General features: G+C 43.5%; 16 protein-coding genes and 7 pseudogenes. 21 read left to right on the top strand and 2 right to left on the bottom strand.

Translation table 11 applies throughout. The features are described 5' to 3' along the window. Nucleotides 1-225 precede the first annotated feature (225 nt). The 8 genes and pseudogenes from ACIFQN_RS33990 to ACIFQN_RS33955 form a co-directional block, all read left to right on the top strand. Complete coding sequence (locus ACIFQN_RS33990) at nt 226-1,779, top strand: ABC transporter substrate-binding protein (RefSeq protein WP_429837471.1); 1,554 nt, start codon at nt 226-228, stop codon at nt 1,777-1,779. Between the two features lie 76 nt (nt 1,780-1,855). Continuing rightward, nucleotides 1,856-2,770, top strand: coding sequence for an ABC transporter permease (locus ACIFQN_RS33985; RefSeq protein WP_429837470.1), 915 nt, complete (start codon nt 1,856-1,858; stop codon nt 2,768-2,770). 20 nt (nt 2,771-2,790) lie between these two features. Further along, entirely contained in the window at nt 2,791-3,696 is a 906-nt protein-coding gene (locus ACIFQN_RS33980) for an ABC transporter permease (RefSeq protein WP_429837469.1), read from the top strand. Nucleotides 3,697-3,774: 78 nt separating this feature from the next. Then, entirely contained in the window at nt 3,775-4,782 is a 1,008-nt protein-coding gene (locus ACIFQN_RS33975) for an ABC transporter ATP-binding protein (protein ID WP_429837468.1), read from the top strand. Continuing rightward, nucleotides 4,772-5,740, top strand: coding sequence for an ABC transporter ATP-binding protein (locus ACIFQN_RS33970; RefSeq protein WP_429837467.1), 969 nt, complete (start codon nt 4,772-4,774; stop codon nt 5,738-5,740). The genes ACIFQN_RS33975 and ACIFQN_RS33970 overlap by 11 nt, the downstream gene beginning before the upstream one ends. Before the next feature lie 126 nt (nt 5,741-5,866). Beyond that, entirely contained in the window at nt 5,867-8,239 is a 2,373-nt protein-coding gene (locus tag ACIFQN_RS33965) for a DPP IV N-terminal domain-containing protein (RefSeq protein ID WP_429837466.1), read from the top strand. Nucleotides 8,240-8,292: 53 nt separating this feature from the next. Beyond that, entirely contained in the window at nt 8,293-9,429 is a 1,137-nt protein-coding gene (locus tag ACIFQN_RS33960; protein WP_429837465.1) for a M24 family metallopeptidase, read from the top strand. Between the two features lie 136 nt (nt 9,430-9,565). Further along, nucleotides 9,566-9,634: pseudogene (locus tag ACIFQN_RS33955) on the top strand (ATP-dependent Clp protease proteolytic subunit); the annotation flags it as partial. 446 nt (nt 9,635-10,080) lie between these two features. On the opposite strand, the gene ACIFQN_RS33950 reads toward ACIFQN_RS33955, so the two are convergent. Continuing rightward, entirely contained in the window at nt 10,081-10,449 is a 369-nt protein-coding gene (locus ACIFQN_RS33950) for a TetR family transcriptional regulator C-terminal domain-containing protein (RefSeq protein ID WP_429837464.1), read from the bottom strand. Nucleotides 10,450-10,823: 374 nt separating this feature from the next. On the opposite strand from ACIFQN_RS33950, the gene ACIFQN_RS33945 reads away from it, so the two are divergent. The 5 genes and pseudogenes from ACIFQN_RS33945 to ACIFQN_RS33925 all read left to right on the top strand — a co-directional run bounded on the left by ACIFQN_RS33945 (nt 10,824) and on the right by ACIFQN_RS33925 (nt 15,222). Beyond that, entirely contained in the window at nt 10,824-11,468 is a 645-nt protein-coding gene (locus ACIFQN_RS33945) for a DUF2306 domain-containing protein (RefSeq protein ID WP_429837463.1), read from the top strand. 213 nt (nt 11,469-11,681) lie between these two features. Then, nucleotides 11,682-12,977, top strand: coding sequence for a Dyp-type peroxidase (locus tag ACIFQN_RS33940; RefSeq protein WP_429837462.1), 1,296 nt, complete (start codon nt 11,682-11,684; stop codon nt 12,975-12,977). A gap of 51 nt (nt 12,978-13,028) precedes the next feature. Continuing rightward, nucleotides 13,029-13,295 (top strand): annotated as a pseudogene (locus ACIFQN_RS33935) (DJ-1/PfpI family protein); the annotation flags it as partial. 299 nt (nt 13,296-13,594) lie between these two features. Beyond that, on the top strand, nt 13,595-14,497 hold the full coding sequence (gene sigJ, locus ACIFQN_RS33930) for an RNA polymerase sigma factor SigJ (protein ID WP_429837461.1): 903 nt from the start codon (nt 13,595-13,597) through the stop codon (nt 14,495-14,497). 83 nt (nt 14,498-14,580) lie between these two features. Then, nucleotides 14,581-15,222 carry an NAD(P)H-dependent oxidoreductase gene (locus ACIFQN_RS33925; RefSeq protein ID WP_429837460.1) on the top strand — a complete coding sequence of 214 codons (642 nt, stop codon included), beginning with the start codon at nt 14,581-14,583 and terminating at the stop codon, nt 15,220-15,222. 204 nt (nt 15,223-15,426) lie between these two features. Here ACIFQN_RS33925 and ACIFQN_RS33920 read toward each other — a convergent pair. Further along, nucleotides 15,427-15,792 (bottom strand): annotated as a pseudogene (locus ACIFQN_RS33920) (transposase); the annotation flags it as partial. 260 nt (nt 15,793-16,052) lie between these two features. On the opposite strand from ACIFQN_RS33920, the pseudogene ACIFQN_RS33915 reads away from it, so the two are divergent. The 8 genes and pseudogenes from ACIFQN_RS33915 to ACIFQN_RS33880 all read left to right on the top strand — a co-directional run. Then, nucleotides 16,053-16,566: pseudogene (locus ACIFQN_RS33915) on the top strand (DinB family protein). Nucleotides 16,567-16,605: 39 nt separating this feature from the next. After that, complete coding sequence (locus tag ACIFQN_RS33910) at nt 16,606-16,791, top strand: hypothetical protein (protein WP_429837459.1); 186 nt, start codon at nt 16,606-16,608, stop codon at nt 16,789-16,791. Continuing rightward, a pseudogene (locus ACIFQN_RS33905) lies at nt 16,776-17,206 on the top strand (MFS transporter); the annotation flags it as partial. The gene ACIFQN_RS33910 and the pseudogene ACIFQN_RS33905, both read left to right, overlap by 16 nt. A 180-nt stretch (nt 17,207-17,386) precedes the next feature. Continuing rightward, entirely contained in the window at nt 17,387-18,316 is a 930-nt protein-coding gene (locus ACIFQN_RS33900) for a DMT family transporter (protein ID WP_429837458.1), read from the top strand. Nucleotides 18,317-18,499: 183 nt separating this feature from the next. Continuing rightward, nucleotides 18,500-18,775 (top strand): annotated as a pseudogene (locus ACIFQN_RS33895) (IS110 family transposase); the annotation flags it as partial. A gap of 475 nt (nt 18,776-19,250) precedes the next feature. Further along, the gene (locus ACIFQN_RS33890; RefSeq protein ID WP_429837495.1) at nt 19,251-19,781 is read left to right on the top strand and encodes a GNAT family N-acetyltransferase; all 531 of its coding nucleotides are present in this window, start codon (nt 19,251-19,253) and stop codon (nt 19,779-19,781) included. A 114-nt stretch (nt 19,782-19,895) separates the two neighbouring features. Then, nucleotides 19,896-20,174 (top strand): hypothetical protein, encoded by a 279-nt coding sequence (locus ACIFQN_RS33885; RefSeq protein ID WP_429837457.1) that lies wholly within the window; start codon nt 19,896-19,898, stop codon nt 20,172-20,174. A gap of 166 nt (nt 20,175-20,340) precedes the next feature. Further along, a pseudogene (locus tag ACIFQN_RS33880) lies at nt 20,341-20,574 on the top strand (helix-turn-helix domain-containing protein); the annotation flags it as partial. Between the last annotated feature and the right edge of the window lie 17 nt (nt 20,575-20,591).

Genomic DNA, 20,591 nt, shown 5'->3' with positions numbered 1-20,591 from the left:
GCTAATGACTACAATTCATTGATTAGCGTACTATTTTAATGACATTTACAATCATTAAACCGTAATTGGGGTTGCGTGATTTGGTCAAGGGGGTTGAAAGGGTGCATTCTCTATTTTCAGAGTATTAAATGATTCCTGATTATTTCAATAGAAGGGAGTTCTGCCTTACCTACGAATCACGCCCTCAGCAAAATATAGGACCTAACAAATGGGAGGCAAGAATTAATGAGGAAAAATACGCTTTTTTCAGTCATGTTAGTAGTAGCCACATTTCTCACAGCCGCTTGCACGCCAGGAACTGCAGGAACTGCAGAAAAATCAGGAACAGCAGCGAATCAACCGGCGCAAGAGACTCAAAACGACTTGGTGATAGGCTTTAACGGAGATGCCGTCACTATGCTTGCAAATACAGACGTCAATTCTTTTACGGACTATCAAATTAGAAATATATACGATCCATTAATTGATAGAGACGAGCAAGGAAAACTTATCCCCGCACTGGCAACTGAGTGGAAACAAACGAACGATCTGACTTGGGAAATAGCACTACGTGATGACGTAACCTTCCATAACGGAGAGCCTTTCAACGCAGAAGCAGTGAAGTTCAATATTGATTACATTTTAGATGAGAAAAACAACTCCTTTTATCGTTCAAGATGGACGAACATTCAAGAAGCGAAGGTAATTGACAAGAATAAAATTCAAATTATTACCAAGAAGCCCTTTCCGGATTTGGGTTGGAGGCTGTCAGAAGATTTGTTGATCATGGAACCGAGTCATATTAAAAAGGTAGGCTTACAAACAGCCGCAGAAAATCCAGTAGGAACTGGAGCGTATAAATTTGACAAATGGGAAAGACATCAATATTTAAGACTCGTTGGAAATGAAAATTACTGGAAGGGAAAACCCTCCATCAAGCAGGTAACGTTTAAGTACATTCCTGAATTTAGCGGTAGACTCGCGGCGTTTTTAAGCGGTGAAGTGGATTTAATCGGCAACGTTCCAGTCGAATCAATCGATACAATCAAAAAAGATGCAAAATCGAGAATTGAGTCAGTGAGTACAGTAAATATCGTGTATGTTGCTCTGAATACGTTTTACGATGGGCCATTGAAAGACAAAAAAGTTCGTCAAGCGATTAACTATGCGGTTGATGTCGATGAGTTATTGAACAGCATAAACGGTGGATATGGCACAAAAATGACTGGCCCATTATCAAATGGTAATCAAGATTATACCGAAACGACAGATTACGGGTATCAACCTGATAAAGCAATTGCATTATTAGCAGAAGCTGGCTATAAACCATCCGATCTTAATCTGCAACTGGATGTTTCAGAAACTTCCGACCCAATTGGTCTATCGATAACCCAAGCGATTGCTTCACAGCTCGATAGAATTGGAGTAAAGGTGACCATTCAAAACAACGAATGGGGTAATCATTTAGCGAAAATTCGTCAGAGAGAAATGAAGGATATGTATTATCTAGGCTATACAAATTTATTCACTGCCCAAAATACACTGGAGAGCCTGTTTGTGAAAGACGCCCCATACAGTTCTTACTATGATCCAGAGGTAGAAGAAATGATTAACAAAGCCATCTCTACATCTGATCAGGCAGCAAGGAAAAAAGCTTTCGATGAAATACAACATCGCTTGGTGGAAGAAGCAGCATGGATACCACTGTGGCAGCGCGAGGCAACGTATGCATTAGCGAAAGAATTGAAATTTAAACCCCGGGTTGACACCAGATTGTATGCATTCGATATGAGTTGGTAAAAGACCAGTAGGCAGTCCGTACATCGGAGGATAACCTAGTAAATCCTCCGATTACATCATTCGAGGGGGCTAACGGATGCTTGATTTTGTTGTAAAAAGAACGGTACAGATGATTTTAGTGACTTTTTTAGCGCTAACAGCGATTTTTTTCTTGGTGCGATTAGCGGGAGATCCCACAGCCCTTTTTCTGCCACCTGATGCCCCGAGGAGCCAATTGGAAGAATTCAGGCATGCTCTCGGATTTGATCGTCCTCTGTATGCTCAATACGCCGATTTTGTATGGAATGCGATCAGAGGAGATTTTGGCGAGTCGTTAAGTACACGACAGGATGCCCTAAGCATGGTGTTGGCCCGTGTACCTGCTACCTTTCAACTTGCTTTTTCAGCTCTCGGTTTATCACTGCTTATCGCAATCCCCATTGGGATCGTGTCTGCTTATAAAAGAAACTCGATCTTTGACCGAATTGGTGTTGCATTAACCGTGTTGGGTCAAGCAGTACCAGGGTTTTGGTTGGGGCTAATTCTCATTTATATTTTTGCAGCCAGCTTACATTTGCTACCTTCTGGTGGTGGTGGATCTATGGTGCATATGATCCTGCCTACTGTTACTCTAGCATCGTATAGTGTTGCGAGATTTGCTCGTTTTACCCGATCTACTACGTTAGATATTTTGGATAAGGATTATATCAGAACGGCGAAGGCCTCGGGAGTTTCCGTTACAAGAATTCTTTTCCGTTATACATTAAAGAATTCACTCATTCCTGTCATTACGTTAGTCGCACTAGATTTAGGTGCGTTGTTAGGAGGCGCAGTTATTATCGAGACAGTCTTTTCTTGGCCTGGAATCGGTAGGCTGATGCTGGAGTCCTTATTAAGAAGAGATTTTTCCGTGGTTTTGGCTGGAGTCTTTTTCGTAGCTGTGATTTATTCCATCTTAAATTTCATAGCTGATCTTCTATATGCTCTCGTCAATCCACAAATACGTTATTAACTACAGAAAGGGGGACTACTATGGCACAGGCTGAGACCGGCATGCATCCAGTCCTTCGAGGAGAAACCGCAGCAAAGAAAAAAAGCAGGGTTGTTCATTTTGCTAGATTACTCGTGAAAAGTCCTACTGGTATGATTGGATTCCTGATTCTACTCGGATTTGTATTTTTCGGAGTAGCAGGCGAGTGGGTATCACCGTATGATCCGAACCACACAGAATTTAGCAAAAAATTTTTACCCCCAATGACGGATGGCCATCTACTTGGTACGGATCAATTAGGCAGGGATATGCTCAGCAGAATCATTCATGGCACTCAGATTTCATTAATCATTGGCGTAACGACTGTTCTTTTTGCTGGAACAATCGGGACAATTATCGGCATTATTACGGGTTACTTTCGAGGATGGATAGACACCGTTTTAATGCGAATTGTTGATGTTCAATTGAGCTTTCCTTTTATCTTGTTGGTTTTGATAATTAACGCCGTGATTGGCGCTGGTTTGCGAAACATTATTATTTCCTTGGTGATTGCAGGTTGGGTGGTATACGCCAGAGTCGTTCGCAGTGAAGTGTTGGTATTGCGTGAGAAGGAGTTTATCTTATCCTGTGTGTCAACCGGTGTTCCGCGCTGGGAGATTATTCTGAAGCATATACTCCCTAATTTGCTTACTCCAATCATCATTCTGTCGTCTCTTCAAATCGCTACGTTTATTATTGCGGAAGCCTCCATCAGTTTTCTAGGATTTGGCGTTCAGCCACCTCAACCTGCTTGGGGAAATATGTTAAGCGAAGGGAAAAACTACATCTTTAGTTCCTGGTGGTTAATTACCTTTCCCGGCCTCGCTATTGTATTCGTGTCTTTGGGAGTTAACTTTTTTGGTGATTGGTTACGGGATGTACTGGATCCACAGCTAAAAGGAAAATAAGTGCAATTTTCAAGACCATTGAAATTGCGTGTATGGAAAATACAATTCATCAGCTCGAATGATGGGAAGGAATTGGAGATGTCGACGAATCGGACCCCTATTCTAGAGATTCGCAACTTGAAGACGTATTTTGATACAGCCCACGGAGAAGTGAAAGCGGTTAATGGCATTGATTTAAAAATATATGAAGGTGAAACAGTAGGAATTGTAGGGGAGTCAGGCTGCGGCAAAAGTGTGACATCCTTATCAATCATGGGGTTGTTACCGAAACCAATGGCGTCCATTAAAGAAGGTCATATTTATTTAGGTGATACGGATTTAACAAAATTGCAGGAAAAACAGATGCGGAAAATCAGAGGGAATGAGATTGCCATGATTTTTCAAGAGCCGATGACATCACTTAATCCTGTTTTCACTATCGGACAGCAGTTAAGTGAGCCACTGAAACAACATACGAAGCTCGGCAAGAAAGAAATCAGAGAACGAATTATCGATATGCTCAATTTGGTTGGGATTCCAAGAGCTGAGGCTATTATCGATGAATATCCCCATCAGCTCTCTGGTGGAATGAGACAGAGAGTCATGATTTCTTTGGCGATGCTCTGTAAGCCTAAATTATTGATTGCCGATGAACCGACAACAGCGCTCGACGTTACCATACAAGCTCAAATTTTGGAGCTGATGAAAAAATTAAAGGCAGAGACGCAAATGGGGATGCTTTTGATCACACATGACCTAGGCGTGGTCGCTGAAGTCTGTGATCGCGTAGTGGTGATGTATGCCGGACAAGTGGTGGAGGATACGGATATAAACCGTTTATTTGATTCTCCGCAGCATCCTTACACCCGGGGTTTGTTAAAATCTATGCCCAAGCATAACGCTAGGAAAAGTTTGTTAAACACGATTTCTGGAAGCGTGCCCACTCCGAATGAACTGCCCGCAGGTTGTACCTTCGCTCCTCGCTGTCCTGACGCATTCGACAAATGCTGGGCAAAGCTCCCGTCACTTTTTGACGTAGGAAACCAATTGAGTCGATGCTGGTTGCATGAAAAAGAAGACGCGGAGGTGGTTTCCCATGCAAACTGAGCCGTTACTCGAGATTAATCATCTAAAGAAATACTACAACATTGACCAAGGCTGGTTTAAACCAAACATAAGTGTCAAAGCAGTAGATGATGTGACATTTCAAGTCTACAAAGGGGAAACGTTTGGCTTGGTAGGAGAGAGTGGATGTGGAAAGTCTACTACAGGAAGAACAATCCTTCGCTTAAGTGAACCAACCTCTGGTGACATTCGATTTGAGGGAAAAGATATCAGCCAGCTACCTTATCAAGAAATGCGGAAGCTGAGAAGAAAAATGCAAATGGTTTTCCAGGACCCTTACGCATCGCTTAACCCGAAAAAAACCATTCGTCAAATATTGACGGAACCACTCCGCGTACACGGATTATACACACCCGAAGAACGTGTAAAAAAAGCGCTTGAGATTTTGGAAATCGTTGGATTGTCTAAGTATCATTTGGATAGGTTCCCGCATGAATTTTCAGGAGGTCAACGCCAACGGATTGGGATCGCTCGCGCGGTGATACTCCAGCCTGAATTAATCATTGCTGATGAACCCGTATCTGCCCTAGATCTCTCTATACAATCACAAGTAATTAATCTCTTGTTAAATCTGCAGAAAGAATTCCATTTGACATATGTTTTTATCTCTCATGATTTAGGCGTGGTGCAGCATATCACAGACAGGGTTGGCGTGATGTATCTAGGGAAAATTATTGAGCTCGCGAATACAGAAGATCTGTTTGCAGCGCCCAAACATCCTTATACAAAAGCGCTTATTTCAGCGGTACCTGTGTCCCATCCAGGCGAAAAGAAGGAACGGATCATTTTAACCGGGGATGTGCCGAGTCCAGTAAACCCTCCAGCTGGCTGCCCGTTTCATCCACGTTGTCCCGAAGCGATGGATAAATGCAGATCTGAGAAGCCACCTGTTGTTCATCTGGATAATAATCACATGGTCTTTTGTCACTTGCTTGCGTAAGAAAGGCGAGGGATTCACGCAATTCCAGCAGCAATAAGCTATGACCAAGACACGATTGGGGAAGAAAGCTTCAAGCTATGATAATTTACTAAACGTGGTTTGGAAACAAGAGCGGGGGTTAACAAAATGTCAATCAATGCTATACGTGAGAAATACGAGCGTGCTGAAAAGCTTCTACCCACAAATACCGGGAAGTACGTTTTAAATGGTGTCATCAAGCCACACTGGTTGGGGACTGGAGACAAGTTTTGGTACATGCGGGAGCTGCAAGAGGGGAGCCACCGTGGGAAGCAGTTTATGGTTGTGAATGCACAGGAGAATTCTTGCATTCCTGCTTTTGATCATTCCCGTTTGGCCACAGCTCTTTCGGAAAAATTGGGACTCTCGTGCGATGAGAACAATCTGCCTTTTGAACAATTTGAGTACGTAGATGATGACAAAGCCATTCAGTTCCATGTGCATGGAAGCCGATATGTGTTTGACCTTACCGAGTATTCATGCATTCGTGTTGAAGAGTTGAAGCAGACTCCGATGGATGAGCTCCCATCTCCAGACGGGCGTTGGTCTGCATTCGTTCAAAATCATAACCTGTTTGTTCGATCCTTGGAATCAGGAAGCATTGTTCAGCTTACGCATGACGGTATTCCGAATTACGACTATGCTTCGTATCCGGGTAATCGCCTCACAGTGGTATACGAACATATAAACGGACTAAAGCTACCGCCAGCCGCCGCTTGGTCTCCTGATTCCAAAAAATTGGTAACATACCGGGTAGATCAGCGACTGGTGCGCGAGGTACATCTCGTACAGGCAGTTCCTCAGGAGGGTGATGATCTGGCTCCGGTTCTACACTCGTATCGCTACCCACTTACGGGCGACGAACACGTTCCACAAGCAGAGCTGGTCATTTGCGATATTGAACTTGGTACGGTTATGCCGTTGCAAGCCAGTCCGATTACGCTTCATAGTAAATCTTTGTTCACCCCAGGTTCTAAACTAGCTGGGTGGTCAAAAAAAGGCGACAAGATATACTTTGTGCGTCTGGAATCTAACCATAAGTCAGCCCAATTTTGTTTGGCTGACGTAAATACAGGTGAGACCTCACCCCTCTTGGAAGAGCATTCAGATTCTTTCCTGCATTTTGATATGCACACTGCATTTGATGTAATCTCTGGACAAGCATACAACAATCCAAATATTCGTCTGTTATCTGACGGCAACTCGTTCATTTGGCACTCGGAGCGCGATGATTGGTCTCATCTTTACTTATATGACGCCAAAACCGGCAAACTGAAAAATCGGATTACGTCTGGTTCTTGGGTAGTTCGTCGCCTTTTGGAAGTAGATGAGCAAAAAGGGTGGGTCTACTTCACAGCCGGTGGGCGAGAGAGTGGTCGCGATCCTTATTATCAGCATCTATACCGGATACAGCTGGATGGAACCGAGCTGACCTTGCTTACACCAGAGGATGCAGAGCACATTGTGAATTTCTCTCCAAACCTGCAGTATTTTGTGGATACATTTTCACGCGTTGACTTTTCTCCGGTGTCGGTTCTACGTGCAGCAAATGGAGCCCTGATTCGTGAGCTTGAACAGGCCGATATTGAGCAGCTCCTAGCGCTGGGATATCAAATCCCGGAGCGAATTACGGTAAAAGCACTAGATGGGGTCACGGATCTTTATGGCGTAATGGTTCGCCCTGCACAATTTGACCCGTCTCGTATATATCCAGTTATCGACTATATTTACGGCGGTCCCCAACGTACGAATACACCGAAAAGCTTTGCGTGGCAACCACTTGAAAATGGCAGAGATCCGTTAGGGGGCGCGCAGTCCTTTGCCCAATTGGGGTTTGTGACGATCATTATGGACGGCATGGGCACACCTCACCGAAATAAGTCTTTCCACGATGCTTGCTATGGTAATTTGCAGGAGGCTGCAGGACTGCCAGACCACGTGGTCGGAACAAAACAGTTGGCTGAGCGCTTTCCTTTTATCGACCTTGACCGCGTTGGTATTTGGGGGCTTTCTGGGGGAGGTTACGCTTCTACGCGCGCGATTCTGTCTTACCCTAATTTTTACAAGGTAGCCGTCTCCGCATGTGGCAACCACGATAACCGGCTATATAATGCACTTTGGGCAGAGCGGTATCAGGGCTCGTCTGATCTAGCCTTATACGACGAACAAGATAATTCTAGGCTCGTACACAATCTAAAAGGCCATTTGCTGCTGGTTCATGGGGACGCGGATGACAACGTCCATCCAGCGCTAACCATGCGTATGGTTGATGCCTTGATCAAAGCGGACAAGGATTTTGATATGTTGATCCTGCCCAACCGACATCACGTATTTATTTTAGAGCCTTATTTTCTTCGCAGGAAATGGGACTATTTCGTGAGGCATCTAATGGGCGTAGAGCCGCCTCGAGGATACACCATTGGCAATGATGCTCGTAACCGTGAAAAAAGTGAAATTGATATAGAGGGAAATCACAATTGATGACAGCCGTTCACGTAGTTTTGGACAAAATTAAACCTGGAGAGTGAATCGAATTGCGTACTGATCATCGCTTAGCTGCGTTAAGAGAATTTATGAAAGCAGAGGGTATCAAAGTTTCTGTCGTAATGAATCCGGATCACCAGTTTTATTTAACGGGCTTTAAAGCACTGATATATTCACGACCGATTGTCCTCATCGTTGAAGAAGATCAAACAAGAATGATTGTACCTGGACTGGAAGAAATCCATGCCAAGGTGGTTGCACTTGTAGACGAAATCCTCGTGTACTACGAGCACCCTGAAATGGCCGATAAAGGAACAGATTTCAGAGAAAAGATCCTCAAGGTGCTATCTGTATACACCAATGACGCAAAAGTAGGTATTGATTTGTCATTTGCAGCAGCAGAATTAACGAATTTTATTAGAAATCTGGACTTTGAGGTCTCTGATGTTGGAAGAAAAATCGTGAATATGCGCTATGTAAAAGATGATGCGGAAATCAACCGGATAGAAGAAGCGGGTCGTTTAGTCAATCTGGCTGTGAGTGCAACTCTTGCAGCGTGTCGTGCAGGGATAACCGAGATTGAGTTTGATTCAGTCGGTACGGCAGCATTGTTTTCTGAAACAGCCAATAACTATCCAAAAGCGACGCTAGATATGCTTGTCATGTCTCCATCTGGAACCGAGCGGACTGTTATGCCGCATGTATTCTCAAATACCCGAATTTTGCAGAAAGGGGATGTCGTTATTCATACTCGGCAAGTAGTCCTTAACGGCTACCGGGCAGAGTTAGAAAGAACTATTTTCATTGGGGAGCCAAACAAGCAACAACGGAAGACTTTTGAAGTCATGCGTCTGGCTCAAGAAGTCGCAATGGAGTTTATTCAGCCGGGTGTAACAGCTAGGCAGGTAGATAAAATAGCCAGGGATGTGATTCAGAAAGAAGGCTTGGGTGAATACGCCATTCATAGGGTTGGACATGGGATCGGTGTATCCGCACATGAAGAACCTTACTTGCGCTTTGATAATGACTTGGTCCTTGAAGAAGGGATGGTCTACACGATAGAACCTGGTATTTATATCCCTGGTCTAGGAGGCTTCCGTCATTCGGATACGGTTGTTTTAACGGCAAATGGTCATAAACTGATTACGGAATATCCAAGAGATTTAGATTCATTAGTTTTTGAATAAAGTGATTCGATCTTATCCCTTTTAAATAAACAGGTAAGAGCATGACTCTACCTGTTCATTTGGAGGGGATTTTTCCATGCTCCCCTCGTTCAAATGGTGCTTTCGGAATGAAAATACTGTTCAACACGACTGAGATAACTTTATGGACGCCCACGAAGCAAAGGAATACGGGTTAATTGACAAAGTCATTTTTATGTCTCAATAACGGACTTTGATGCAGGGGTAGCTAACGGGAATCGATAGTTGAAGAAAGGCATTAGCAGTCTAAGACTTTATTAGTAATGAATGTATGGAACTTTAGGTGGATCTGGATCAATTTTGTAGATTTTCATACAAGAGGAATAACCCTTTTTTTGAAGAAGGGTCTTATAAATGGTTCCCGTTATCTTCACGATGTGCCATCTTCTCGTTTTTTTGGTAGTCGTTTTTGATTTCATTAGCACCCAAATCTATGTTTTCAAGTCAAAATCCCGCAAACGAAGTACTGCGGGATTTTGACTTGAAAACAACTCTCCAGCAATTGATGGATTCTTTTTGAAAATGGCAGATGCGAAAACGAAACGGTACGACGATTATGTTTAATGTCAATTCCAGAGTTGGATCAACAGTTTACCCGGCTACATCAAGGTTCTGCAGGCTTCTTTCACCTCCCTAAAATAGCGTCTCAAATTCGTGCGCACACTCAGTTCGATAGGAAAGCAGGTAGCGGTGTAGATGCTCTTTGCAATACGCGATATGGCTGTTGTCACACGCAAGCTTGCTTGCCATAATGGCGCCCTCCAGTGTAGATAAAATCAACGAAGACAACGAAACGACTTCAGCATCTGATCGGAGCTCCCCACTTTGAATCCCGTCCTGAATAATCTCCTGAACGGTTGAAAGAAATTGTTTCATAACCCGCAGGGCTTGCTCGCGCAGTTCTGGATGGGTATCGTCGCTTTCAATCGCTGTATTCAATAGCGGACAGCCACCAATAACAGGTGGATCATTGACTGCATCCTTGTAAACGTCAAATATCACCAACATCTTCTCAATCGCAGTATCAGCACTTTCCACAGCCTTAGAAAATCGTTCTGACAAAATAGCCGTCGCATAATCAAAGGCCTCAGCAGCAATCTGATCCTTGCTTGAAAAGTTACGATATATTCCACCTTTTTTAACCAGTTGCCTTCATGATGTCGTTAATGGTAGAACCTGCATACCCTCTGACATTAAATAGCTCGGCAGACTTTTGAATAATGTGCATTCGTGTTTGCTCGCCTTTTCGCATGATAACCTCCATCGAGTAGTTGCTGTTTTAAAATTGTAACATATGTCTGTTGAGAAAGGAGATTCTATCCCTTATCGTAAAAAAGACCGATCGGTCTTTTTGAAAAAAATAAAAGAGGTGCGTCATGAAACTATTGAGGAAAAGCCTTTATATCATCCTAAGCATCCTGTCAATCGGCTGGGCCTTTCACATGCTGGCCAACTATTTTATTGTTGATCCAGGGGCGGCGAAGCATCTTCAGCATAAAGACCTCGGCGAAAATTTCAGAGAGACACTATGGCTTGTATTACTGCGCCTTCATATTATAAGCGCTTGTATTGCTTTGATAACAGGTCCCTTTGGTTTTTCTGCAACAATGTTGAGGAAAAAACCGGCGCTGCACCGATTAAATGGGAAAGTATATGTTCTGAGCATATTATTTAGCTCTGTTGCAACGATATATTTAGCGAAGGATGCGACGGGAGGGACATTAAGCACGGTTGGCTTTCTCCTCCTGAACGGAATGTGGATCTTTGCTACCTTATATGCTTGGTGGACTATTCGTTTGAAGCAGACGGTTAAGCATCAGATCTGGATGATGCGAAGCTATGCGCTGACACTAGCTAATACATCGCTTCATTTCATTCAGCTTGCAATAATAAAGCTATTTGATGTGGATTATGTATCGTCTTATACGATTGCCGTGTGGGCAGCTTGGATCATCAATATAGTGTTTGTAGAGCTGATTTCGAAGCAGAAGAGAGTGCCATCCGTTTTAATTAAAGATTAGCTGCTATAGTTAATTTCTATGAAATAGACAGGTATTCATGTGATACATAAAAATGGCTGATTATCAAAATTGAATAGCAACCAAATTAACAAAATTCATTCCCCAGGGCGGAACATGTTTACAAATTGTAACTTATGCCTGGTGAAAAAAGGGAAAATACTCGTTATTACTATAAAAAACAATAGGTTTCTTTTTAGAATGGAGGAGTTCAACATGAAGCATACACAAGCAAATGAATCAAATAACGATAATCGTGACGAATCCAGCTATAGTCGAAGAGAGGTATTGAAAATGGCGGCTCTGGCGGGAACAGGAATTGTCGTTGGAATGAGCGGAATGGCTTCTATATTCGCTATTAACAACGGACTAAAAGCTAATCGCCTTGTTAATCCTGTTCTCGAAGACACTCAACCCGAAACAGTGAACAAAGACGCAATCCCATTCTATGGAGCAAGGCAAGCGGGTATCGGAACCCCTCAGCAAATGTATATGTGTTTTGCCGCTTTTGACATTATTTCCGATAATGTAGAAACGCTAAAACAATTACTCAAATTATGGACTGATTATAGTGCAGATATGACTGCAGGCAGAGCACTTAGAGAAACGAATGGTCAGCAGCAGGTGAACAGTACCGAGGAGAATTCTATCAGTTCATCAGCAAAGCTTACCATTACGTTAGGATTTGGATCGACTCTGTTCACTAGGAACGGGGTAGACAGATTTGGCTTGGGTTCACATCGTCCTGACGAGCTGAAAGATATCCCATCTATGCCTGGAGAAACAATAAATGCACAAATTTCGGGAGGCGATATTTGTATTCAGGTCTGTTCGAATGATCCGACTATCGCTTTTTATGTGATTCGCAATTTAGCTGCGGTTTCCATTGAGATGGCGGTTATTCGTTGGATTCAAACTGGATTTATTGATGCTTCTGATGGTCAAACACCAAGAAATCTTTTTGGATTTAAAGACGGCACAGCCAATATTGAGCTGGCAAATGAACAAGGCAAGGAGGACCATGTATGGGTTGACTCATCCAAAGGTCCTGCCTGGATGACCAACGGAACTTATTTGGTAGCCCGTAAAATTCGGATGGATTTGGAAAAATGGGAGCAAACATTAGTTAGAAAGCAGGAAGCTATATTCGGTCGATGGAAAAACAGCGGGGCCCCGTTTGGGAAACAAGATGAGTTTGATGCCGTATCGATGCGCGAAATCCCGTCTGACTCCCATGTTTGGCTTGCACGTAGCGTTGGGACGAAAATTTTACGACGATCTTACTCTTACTTCGAAGGCATTGATCCGATGACTCACAATTTGAACGCTGGTCTTTTCTTTATCAGTTTTCAGCAAAGTGTTCGCAAGCAGCTCGTTCCAATGTTATCCTTACTCGCTACGCATGATGCGCTTAATCCCTTTATTTCAACGGTATCGAGTTCTGTTTTTGCCTGCCCGCCCGGTGCAGGCGAAGGAGGTTTTATCGGCGAACAACTTTTTAAAGTTAAGTAAACCTGAATTCCGAAACCCAATATACTTTACCTAAGGAGAGAACACTATGGAAACAATAACGTGAAGTTTATCGCTAAGAACAAAGGTATCATCAAGCTTGACTCAAAAATGGGTTATTTGCATGCCGATTATAGCTTTTCTGAAATTGCCTCTGCTGATATTCTCGTGGTTCCTGGTTGCAGTCCTCCTAACTACAAAGCCCCAATGAATGATGAAGAGACGTTGAGCTGGATTCGCAAAATTCATGAAACGACTAAATGGACTACATCAGTTTGTAACGGCTCTCTGATTTTAAGCGCAATAGGCTTACTAGATGGAGCGCCGTAGTATGAATTTCCTATGCGATAAAATGATTGCAAAATGAAGGAAACACTATTTCATTTCATGGAGAGTTCATCCATTAAGGTAGATGGTAGTATAGTTTTTCCGATCTTTCGTAAACAACTAACTTTTGATACTGACATTTGCCGATGAATAATGGGTGACTTTGGACCCGTTTGCGATGGAAATGCAGAAAATTGCGCTGGAAACGTATATAACGGAACTTGAGTCTCACAGCTGGAACAAAGTATAGAATAAGGCTTTTATAACTCAGGTTGAAAGGGGTGTGGACAAAAATGCTCGATTACCATGCGCTTTATGAACAGTATCGTCCGCTTCTTTTCTCCATCGCCTACCGGATGCTCGGATTGGCACAGGACGCCGAAGATGTTATTCAGGACGTGTTCGTTGTGCTGCAACAGCACAATTCCGGCGAAATCGCCAATATGAAAGCGTACCTGTGCAAACTTGTCACCAACCGCTGCCTGAACGAAATTAAATCGTCGCGCAAGACGAAAACCACCTATATCGGACCATGGCTACCCGAACCGATCGTAACGGCGTCTGAAGGTAATCCTGCGGAAGCGCTGGCGCTACAGGATGACATCGCCTACGCATATCTGGTCGTCATGCAGCGGCTGACGTCGGTGGAACGGGCCGTTTTCGTACTACGGGAAACTCTCGGCTTCACGTTCGAGGAAATCGGCGAAATGATAGGCAAATCTACGGTCAATTGCCGGCAACTGTTCAGTCGCAGCAAGCGCAAGCTGGACGTACAGAAGAACGACGCCGGCGTGCCGATTGCACCCTTGAAACCGGAAGCCGAGGCGCTCAGCGCGTCGTTCAGCGCCGCCTTCCGCGTCGGAGATATCGCCTCCATTGTCGAATTGCTGAGCGAAAACACCATCTTGCTTACAGACGGCGGCGGCAAAGTGAAAGCCGCGGTCAATCCGATTTATGGCCGGGACCGCGTCCGAGATTTGCTGGCCTTTTCCATTTCTCGCTACCTCCGGGATGGCGTTATCCGGTCGGTTTCCGTCAATGGCCGCAACAGCTTCATGGTGATACATGCCGGCAAACCATACGCTGTTTACGCCCTAGGTTTCACTCCGGACGGTTCGGCCATTTCGCGCGTTTATGTCATGATGAATCCGGACAAACTGCATAACGCGGCCCGCTTGCTCGAACGGCCATCCTGATTTTTTTTGCGCATCGTTGTCACAGATTTGCTCCTTCAATTGTCTTCGTTAATGTACAGGCAAAAAAACAATGGAGGTCAGCTATGAAGGTATTAATCGTTTATGCTCACCCTGAAAAAAACTCTTTTAATGCCGCGATGAAGAATCTGGCGGTGGAAACACTGTCTGGAGCAGGGCATCAAGTACAGATTTCAGATTTGTACACGATGAAATTCAATCCCATTGCGGATTATTATGATTTTATGGAGCGAGAAAACAACGAGTTCTTAAGTCTTACTGCAGAGCAAATGAATTCCTCGATTCATAAACGCTTTGCAGAAGATATTCAGCAAGAACAAGACAAGGTGCTATGGGCGGACTTGCTCTTGTTCCAATTTCCGGTATGGTGGTTTTCCATGCCTGCAATCATGAAGGGGTGGGTCGATCGGGTATTTGCCTATGGATTCGCTTATGGACATATTGACGGTGTTCCCCAAAACTTAAGCGGCCGAAAGGCAGTATGTGTCATGACCACTGGAGCTTCAGAAGAGTCATATTCCTTGAAAGGGCAAAAGGGACCGATCAGAGATTGGATTAAACACATTGAAGTCGGCATGCTAGAGTATTCCCACATCAAAGTCTTGAATCCTTTTGTTGTCTTCCAACCCGAATATATATCAAATGAGCAACGCACAAGTTATCTGGATCAGTATAAAAATTATCTGCTGGATCTTGAAACGATGTGAGCTCGGTACAAGTAACCCTGTACCCCAATTAAATTTCCCCTTCGTACGTCAGTTTAACAAAAGGCTACCGATAAAGTGGTATGCTCCCCATTAAGTAGACAGGCGAAATAATAAAACCTTCTATTTAAGAGAGCCCTGCAGAACACCTCGTTTTTGGGGATTGAGGAATGATTTTTCCCCAATGAGCTTTTTCTAAATGGGCTTTTATGAAAAAATGCAGTCCGTCTCCCTTAGGAGGCGGGCAATTTTTTCGATTAGCTTGACCATTCGCTTCGCATTGCAGACGAAAGCGGTAAGGATAGCTTGCATTCGCATGCGAAATAGACCACGGTAGTTGGCCTTGGTCATCCCATGATACCTTTTTAACTCCGCAATTTTATGCTCAATGATCGGTCTGCGGCGAATACGTTCTTTAAACGTATCGCTCTTCTCAAACTCGATTTGCACCTTGTAGTGTTCCGCCACGATCCGGATGGAATAGGTCTTTCTCTTTGGTTTGAAACAGCCTTCTCGAAGAGGGCATGTCTTGCATTTCTCCGTATCGAGGTAGAACACAAGAGATCGGCTCTCGCAAATACTGATCGTCTTATGGGAAATAGAAGGGATTCCCCAAAAAGGCCGAAAGGCTGCACAAGGATCAGACGAACGTTGCGCGTTTATTTGACTCCTAAAGGCCGTGAAATTAAAGATGAAATTCTTGCTCCTTCCATTGAGGGGTAAAAGAACACCATCAAGGGGTTGTCCGAAGATGAAGTTGAAACGTTCAGAAGGGTTCTTACCGTCATGTATAACAATGTAAAAGATTTATAAGCAGAAAGAAGAGCAGATGTATGCATTTTAATCTGTATGAAGCGATTGAGGGACTGGAGCGTACGTCGCAAACATTGGAGTATTTTGTATCCGGTTTGTCCGACGGTTGGTTGCAATGAAGGTGAAGGAACTTGGAATGTCCATGAAGTGATTGGGCATCTCATTAAGAGAATAATTGGATGCCGCGGTTAGAATTTATTCTTATGGAACGCGATAACAAACCGTTTCCCGCATTTGATCGTTTTTCCCACTTAAATGAGAAGCTGAACAAACAATTGAACTGAAATTGCTTGAATTTAAAAAGATAAGAACTCACAACATAATCAAACGTAAGGAGCTTATTGATCCTGAATCGCATCTTGAATTGAAAGGTATGCACCCTGAATTCGGTGCAGTGAAGTAAGGGAATTTCTATCTACCTGGGTTGTACACGATTTAACGCACATCGCTCAAATCGTTCGGGTAATGGCGAATAGACACAGGACAGATGTTGGGCCGTGGATTGCGTATTTAGGAATATTAAAAAAGGGTTGATGGAATAGACTGGCAGCTTGAACTATCGGGGGATGAAGAATGCCATACGGAATTGTAGCTTATCAAGAAGAAGATCATGATAATTTAGTGGATATTTGGTACGATGCTGTTGTTCATACGCATACATTTCTGGCGAAAATGAATATTCAGTTTTATCATGACATGGTTAAAAATGGAGTTCTAAAAATAAGTAGAGATTTGGGTAACCGATTCTATTATTTGTAATCGGTATCGCTATTGCGGCTACCTCCGTGAACATGGTTATGCTGATCGCGGGGAGAGCGTTTCAGGGGTTTGGCGCGGGAGCCATCATTACGTGTGTATATTACAGCATTACTTTAGGCTATCCTGATAAGCTGAGAACGAAAATATTCAAGCTCGTATATTTTACCTGCGTTAATCGGCCCTTATATCGCCGGGCTTTTAGCTGAGCACTGGTCCTGGAGATTTGTTTTTTGGTTGGTGCTTCCATTCATTGGCTTGGCTGTCTTACTGACTCTCCCCGCTTTCCGCAAACTTTCAGTAAGAGAGAAAGGGGTCAAAAAAAGCGGCGGTAAAGAAGTATATACGGTGTTGTTGGCTATTGGAACGGGCTTGCTGCTGACCGGACGGGTTTACAACCGAATGGAAGGGGATAGCTTGGCGCCGTAAAATGCGACGGCGGCCTGAACATTCCGGATGGCGAAGTGTACACCGTACCGGTACAGGCTGTCTTTAATATTGTAAGCAGTTAGTGGTTTCGGTTTCGGTTATGCTGAACTCAGTTAGCCGGCCGGCTCTTAGCATTGATAATGAATCCAAGCAAAGGCGATGATTAAATATGACGCAAAGAAAAATTATTTATCTATGTGCACTATTATACGCGTTAATTATTGGTTTTTCCTTTCTGTTTACGAAAGTGGCGCTCGGCGTATCGAATCCGATCGATACGCTTGCATATCGTTTTACAATATCATTTTTATCCATCCTGATTCCGGTTGCGGCGGGCTGGGTTCAATTGGGGCTCCACGGGAAAAAGGTGTGGCGCCTTCTGCTTATCGGACTGTTTTATCCGGCGATGTTTTTTGCCTTCCAAGCCTTCGGCCTGGTGTATGCGAGTTCGTCCGAGGGTGGAATTATTCAGGCTTCCTCGCCGATCTTCACTATGGTTCTGGCAGCGTTTTTTCTCAAAGAAAGAACGACTTGGCTGCAAAAATTGTCCGTCCTGGCCTCCGTCGGCGGGGTCGTTTATATCTTGATGATGAAAGGAGCATCGCTTAACGTGGCCAATACGAAAGGCATGGCGCTGCTTCTGCTGTCATCGCTTATGCTTGCCGTCTACAGCGTGCTGGCCCGGTCGCTGAGTACGGAATTTACGGCGCTCCAAATAACTTTTGCCATGATGGCTTTAGGATTCATTTGCTTTAATGCAATGTCCATCATCAACCATGCCACTCAAGGCACACTGCCTGAGCTGCTCGAGCCGATTAAAGATAGAAGCTTCGTAGTCGCTATTTTATATATCGGAATTTTGTCGTCGCTGGTTAGCGCGCTGTTATCCAATTATGTGCTGTCCAAAATCGAGGCTTCCCAGATGAGCGTGTTCGTCAATGTGGGAACACTTGTTTCAATATTGGCGGGCGTTGTCTTCTTGAATGAGCAGCTGGCCTACTATCACATCATAGGTGCAGTGTTCATTATTGGCGGCGTGCTGGGTGTCAATTACCGTGGGCGGAAGCGGCAGACACTGAAAGGCAGAATATCCGCTTGACGCTCTTGTCACAGCTCTTGTATCACATCGTCTATTCTAAGAAGCGTTTAAACTAAGAGGGAGCATTCCTATTTTGAAGAATTTACGGTTTGAGGAATAAAAAAACTCCTTGGTATGATGCTCAAGGGTCCAAGTTGCCGGCAAGCGAAACAGACCTTCAAACATACCAAGGAGGATATCGTAATGAATTATAATCAGAATCAGAAGATTTCTCAAATCTCTTCTCACACACTTATTATTGGTGTAGACATCGCAAAATACAAACACGTGGCTCGTGCACAGGACTTTAGAGGAGTTGACCTAGGAAAGCCACTGACGTTCGAGAATAACAAAGAGGGATTCGCTGGCTTTCTACAGTGGTGTCAGCAAATCATGTTAAATAACGGATGTAGAGAATTCATTGTAGGTATGGAAACAACAGGTCAATACTGGCTAAATCTCGTCCATTACTTGAAAGACCATGAAGAGAGCATTGTAAAGTCATAGGACCTTGTGTGTCTCGTCATCTTCAAATACAACTGGAACTCGGCAGCAAACTATAATCTATAAGGTCAGCCGTGGAAGCATGGGGGCAAGAGAGGAAATAATGCAGGGAGAGGAATTTTCCATTTATTTCTATGATTATGATAATAATTTGTTTGGTGTGCACACGGGTACATTAGATCTGCTTACAGAGAAATAGATTGCCATGAATAAAAAGGCAAAAGAATGGCTAGTAATACGGAGATGAATGACGGTCGTCATAAAAGCCCCAAGAGTCGAGATTCGATTGATGTGGCGACACCCCTAATTAAACCACATCTTGGATATTAAGCGTGGATTAAGCCTTTGGCGTCTTGTATTATGAAACTATCTTTATACATGAAGGGACTGAACTATGCGCAGATGTCATTATTTTTTAGCCAACTATTAAAATTTAATGGAGGTAAGAATGTTGACTGTAGAGTTACACACAGAACGATTACATTTAAGAAAAATGAAGGTATCGGATTCGCCTAGTTTGTTTAAAATTTGGTCTGATCCAGATGTTACCAAATTCATGAATATTAATTGTTTTACTGATGAAAATCAGGCAAAAGATATGATTAAACTCCTTGATGAATTTTCTCAAGATAACAAAGCTATTCGTTTCTCCATAATTGAAATTGAATCAAATGAAATCATAGGTTCTTGTGGTTACAATTTCTTAGATTTTGAAAATGCAAAAGCAGAAATCGGATATGACCTTGCTAGAGCATTTTGGGGAAGAGGATACGCTTCAGAAGCTATCTGTTCTTTGTTAGATTACGCATTCTCATCTTTAAAGCTAAATCGAATCGAAGCAAAAGTGGAACCCGAAAACGTGAGCTCAGTCAAAGTCTTACAAAAGTTAAACTTTACGTTTGAGGGAACACTAAGACAGTATGAAAGAGTAAACGGAAAGTTTAACGATCTCAATATCTATTCAAAATTAATAACAGATTGATTTGATTTTTTCATTTTGACGAATTGTCAAGCCAAGTGCGACAGTTCTTCCATGGAGGCTTCGTAAACTGACTTCCAGCCGTATGTGGAAGCCTTACCTTCACAAGATCAGGAAATGTGGATTACCGCCCATATCCACATGTATCAATTCTTTGGTGGCTCGACTCGTGGGCTCATTCCGGACAACTTGAAGACCGGAGTAGAGAAAGCATCCGGGCACTCCGCTGTTATCAATAAGATTTATCACGAGATGGCCAAGCACTACAATATGGCCGTCATCCCTGCACATGTCCGTAAGCCAAAGGACAAGCCGAATGTAGAGGGATTCGTTGGCGTAGTCTCCACATGGATTCTAGCCGCGCTGCGTAACCAACAGCACTTCAGTCCCGCTTGAATTAAACTGAGCCATCCGAGAGAAGCTTGACGCCATGCCTGAGGATATATAAAAGAGTGCCACCCGAGAATTGGGACTGACCCCATAATGTAAGACAAATCAAAACACCTTCAAGAGAATGCGACCATGTCGTAAGATATGGGGACAACTTGGAGGTGTTTTTTCTGTGTCAACGAGAGTAAGTTATCCAACGGAAATCAAGTTAAAGGCTGTTGAAATGAGGCTGAGGGGCGTATCAGTGAGAGAAGTAATGGAACACCTTTGTATCAAGAACAAAACGCAAGTGGAGATATGGTTACGTTGGTATAGAAACGGGGAAACTCACCGTTTTGAACAACCGGTAGGTAAACAGTACACCTATGGGAAAGGACCGGAGGTTACATCTGAAGTTGAAAGATTGTGAACGTCAAATAGGCC

This window comes from Brevibacillus sp. NRS-1366 (genome assembly GCF_050467985.1).
The sequence above is the reverse complement of the archived record's forward strand: the minus strand, read 5'-3'. Positions and strand labels throughout refer to the sequence as shown.

What these genes read in the sequence shown, in the direction of transcription:
- ACIFQN_RS33990 (WP_429837471.1), top strand. Translation starts at nt 226, where the DNA reads ATGAGGAAAAATACGCTTTTTTCAGTCATGTTAGTAGTAGCCACATTT.
- ACIFQN_RS33985 (WP_429837470.1), top strand. Translation starts at nt 1,856, where the DNA reads ATGCTTGATTTTGTTGTAAAAAGAACGGTACAGATGATTTTAGTGACT.
- ACIFQN_RS33980 (WP_429837469.1), top strand. Translation starts at nt 2,791, where the DNA reads ATGGCACAGGCTGAGACCGGCATGCATCCAGTCCTTCGAGGAGAAACC.
- ACIFQN_RS33975 (WP_429837468.1), top strand. Translation starts at nt 3,775, where the DNA reads ATGTCGACGAATCGGACCCCTATTCTAGAGATTCGCAACTTGAAGACG.
- ACIFQN_RS33970 (WP_429837467.1), top strand. Translation starts at nt 4,772, where the DNA reads ATGCAAACTGAGCCGTTACTCGAGATTAATCATCTAAAGAAATACTAC.
- ACIFQN_RS33965 (WP_429837466.1), top strand. Translation starts at nt 5,867, where the DNA reads ATGTCAATCAATGCTATACGTGAGAAATACGAGCGTGCTGAAAAGCTT.
- ACIFQN_RS33945 (WP_429837463.1), top strand. Translation starts at nt 10,824, where the DNA reads ATGAAACTATTGAGGAAAAGCCTTTATATCATCCTAAGCATCCTGTCA.
- ACIFQN_RS33940 (WP_429837462.1), top strand. Translation starts at nt 11,682, where the DNA reads ATGAAGCATACACAAGCAAATGAATCAAATAACGATAATCGTGACGAA.
- sigJ (WP_429837461.1), top strand. Translation starts at nt 13,595, where the DNA reads ATGCTCGATTACCATGCGCTTTATGAACAGTATCGTCCGCTTCTTTTC.
- ACIFQN_RS33925 (WP_429837460.1), top strand. Translation starts at nt 14,581, where the DNA reads ATGAAGGTATTAATCGTTTATGCTCACCCTGAAAAAAACTCTTTTAAT.
- ACIFQN_RS33910 (WP_429837459.1), top strand. Translation starts at nt 16,606, where the DNA reads ATGCCATACGGAATTGTAGCTTATCAAGAAGAAGATCATGATAATTTA.
- ACIFQN_RS33900 (WP_429837458.1), top strand. Translation starts at nt 17,387, where the DNA reads ATGACGCAAAGAAAAATTATTTATCTATGTGCACTATTATACGCGTTA.
- ACIFQN_RS33885 (WP_429837457.1), top strand. Translation starts at nt 19,896, where the DNA reads ATGTGGATTACCGCCCATATCCACATGTATCAATTCTTTGGTGGCTCG.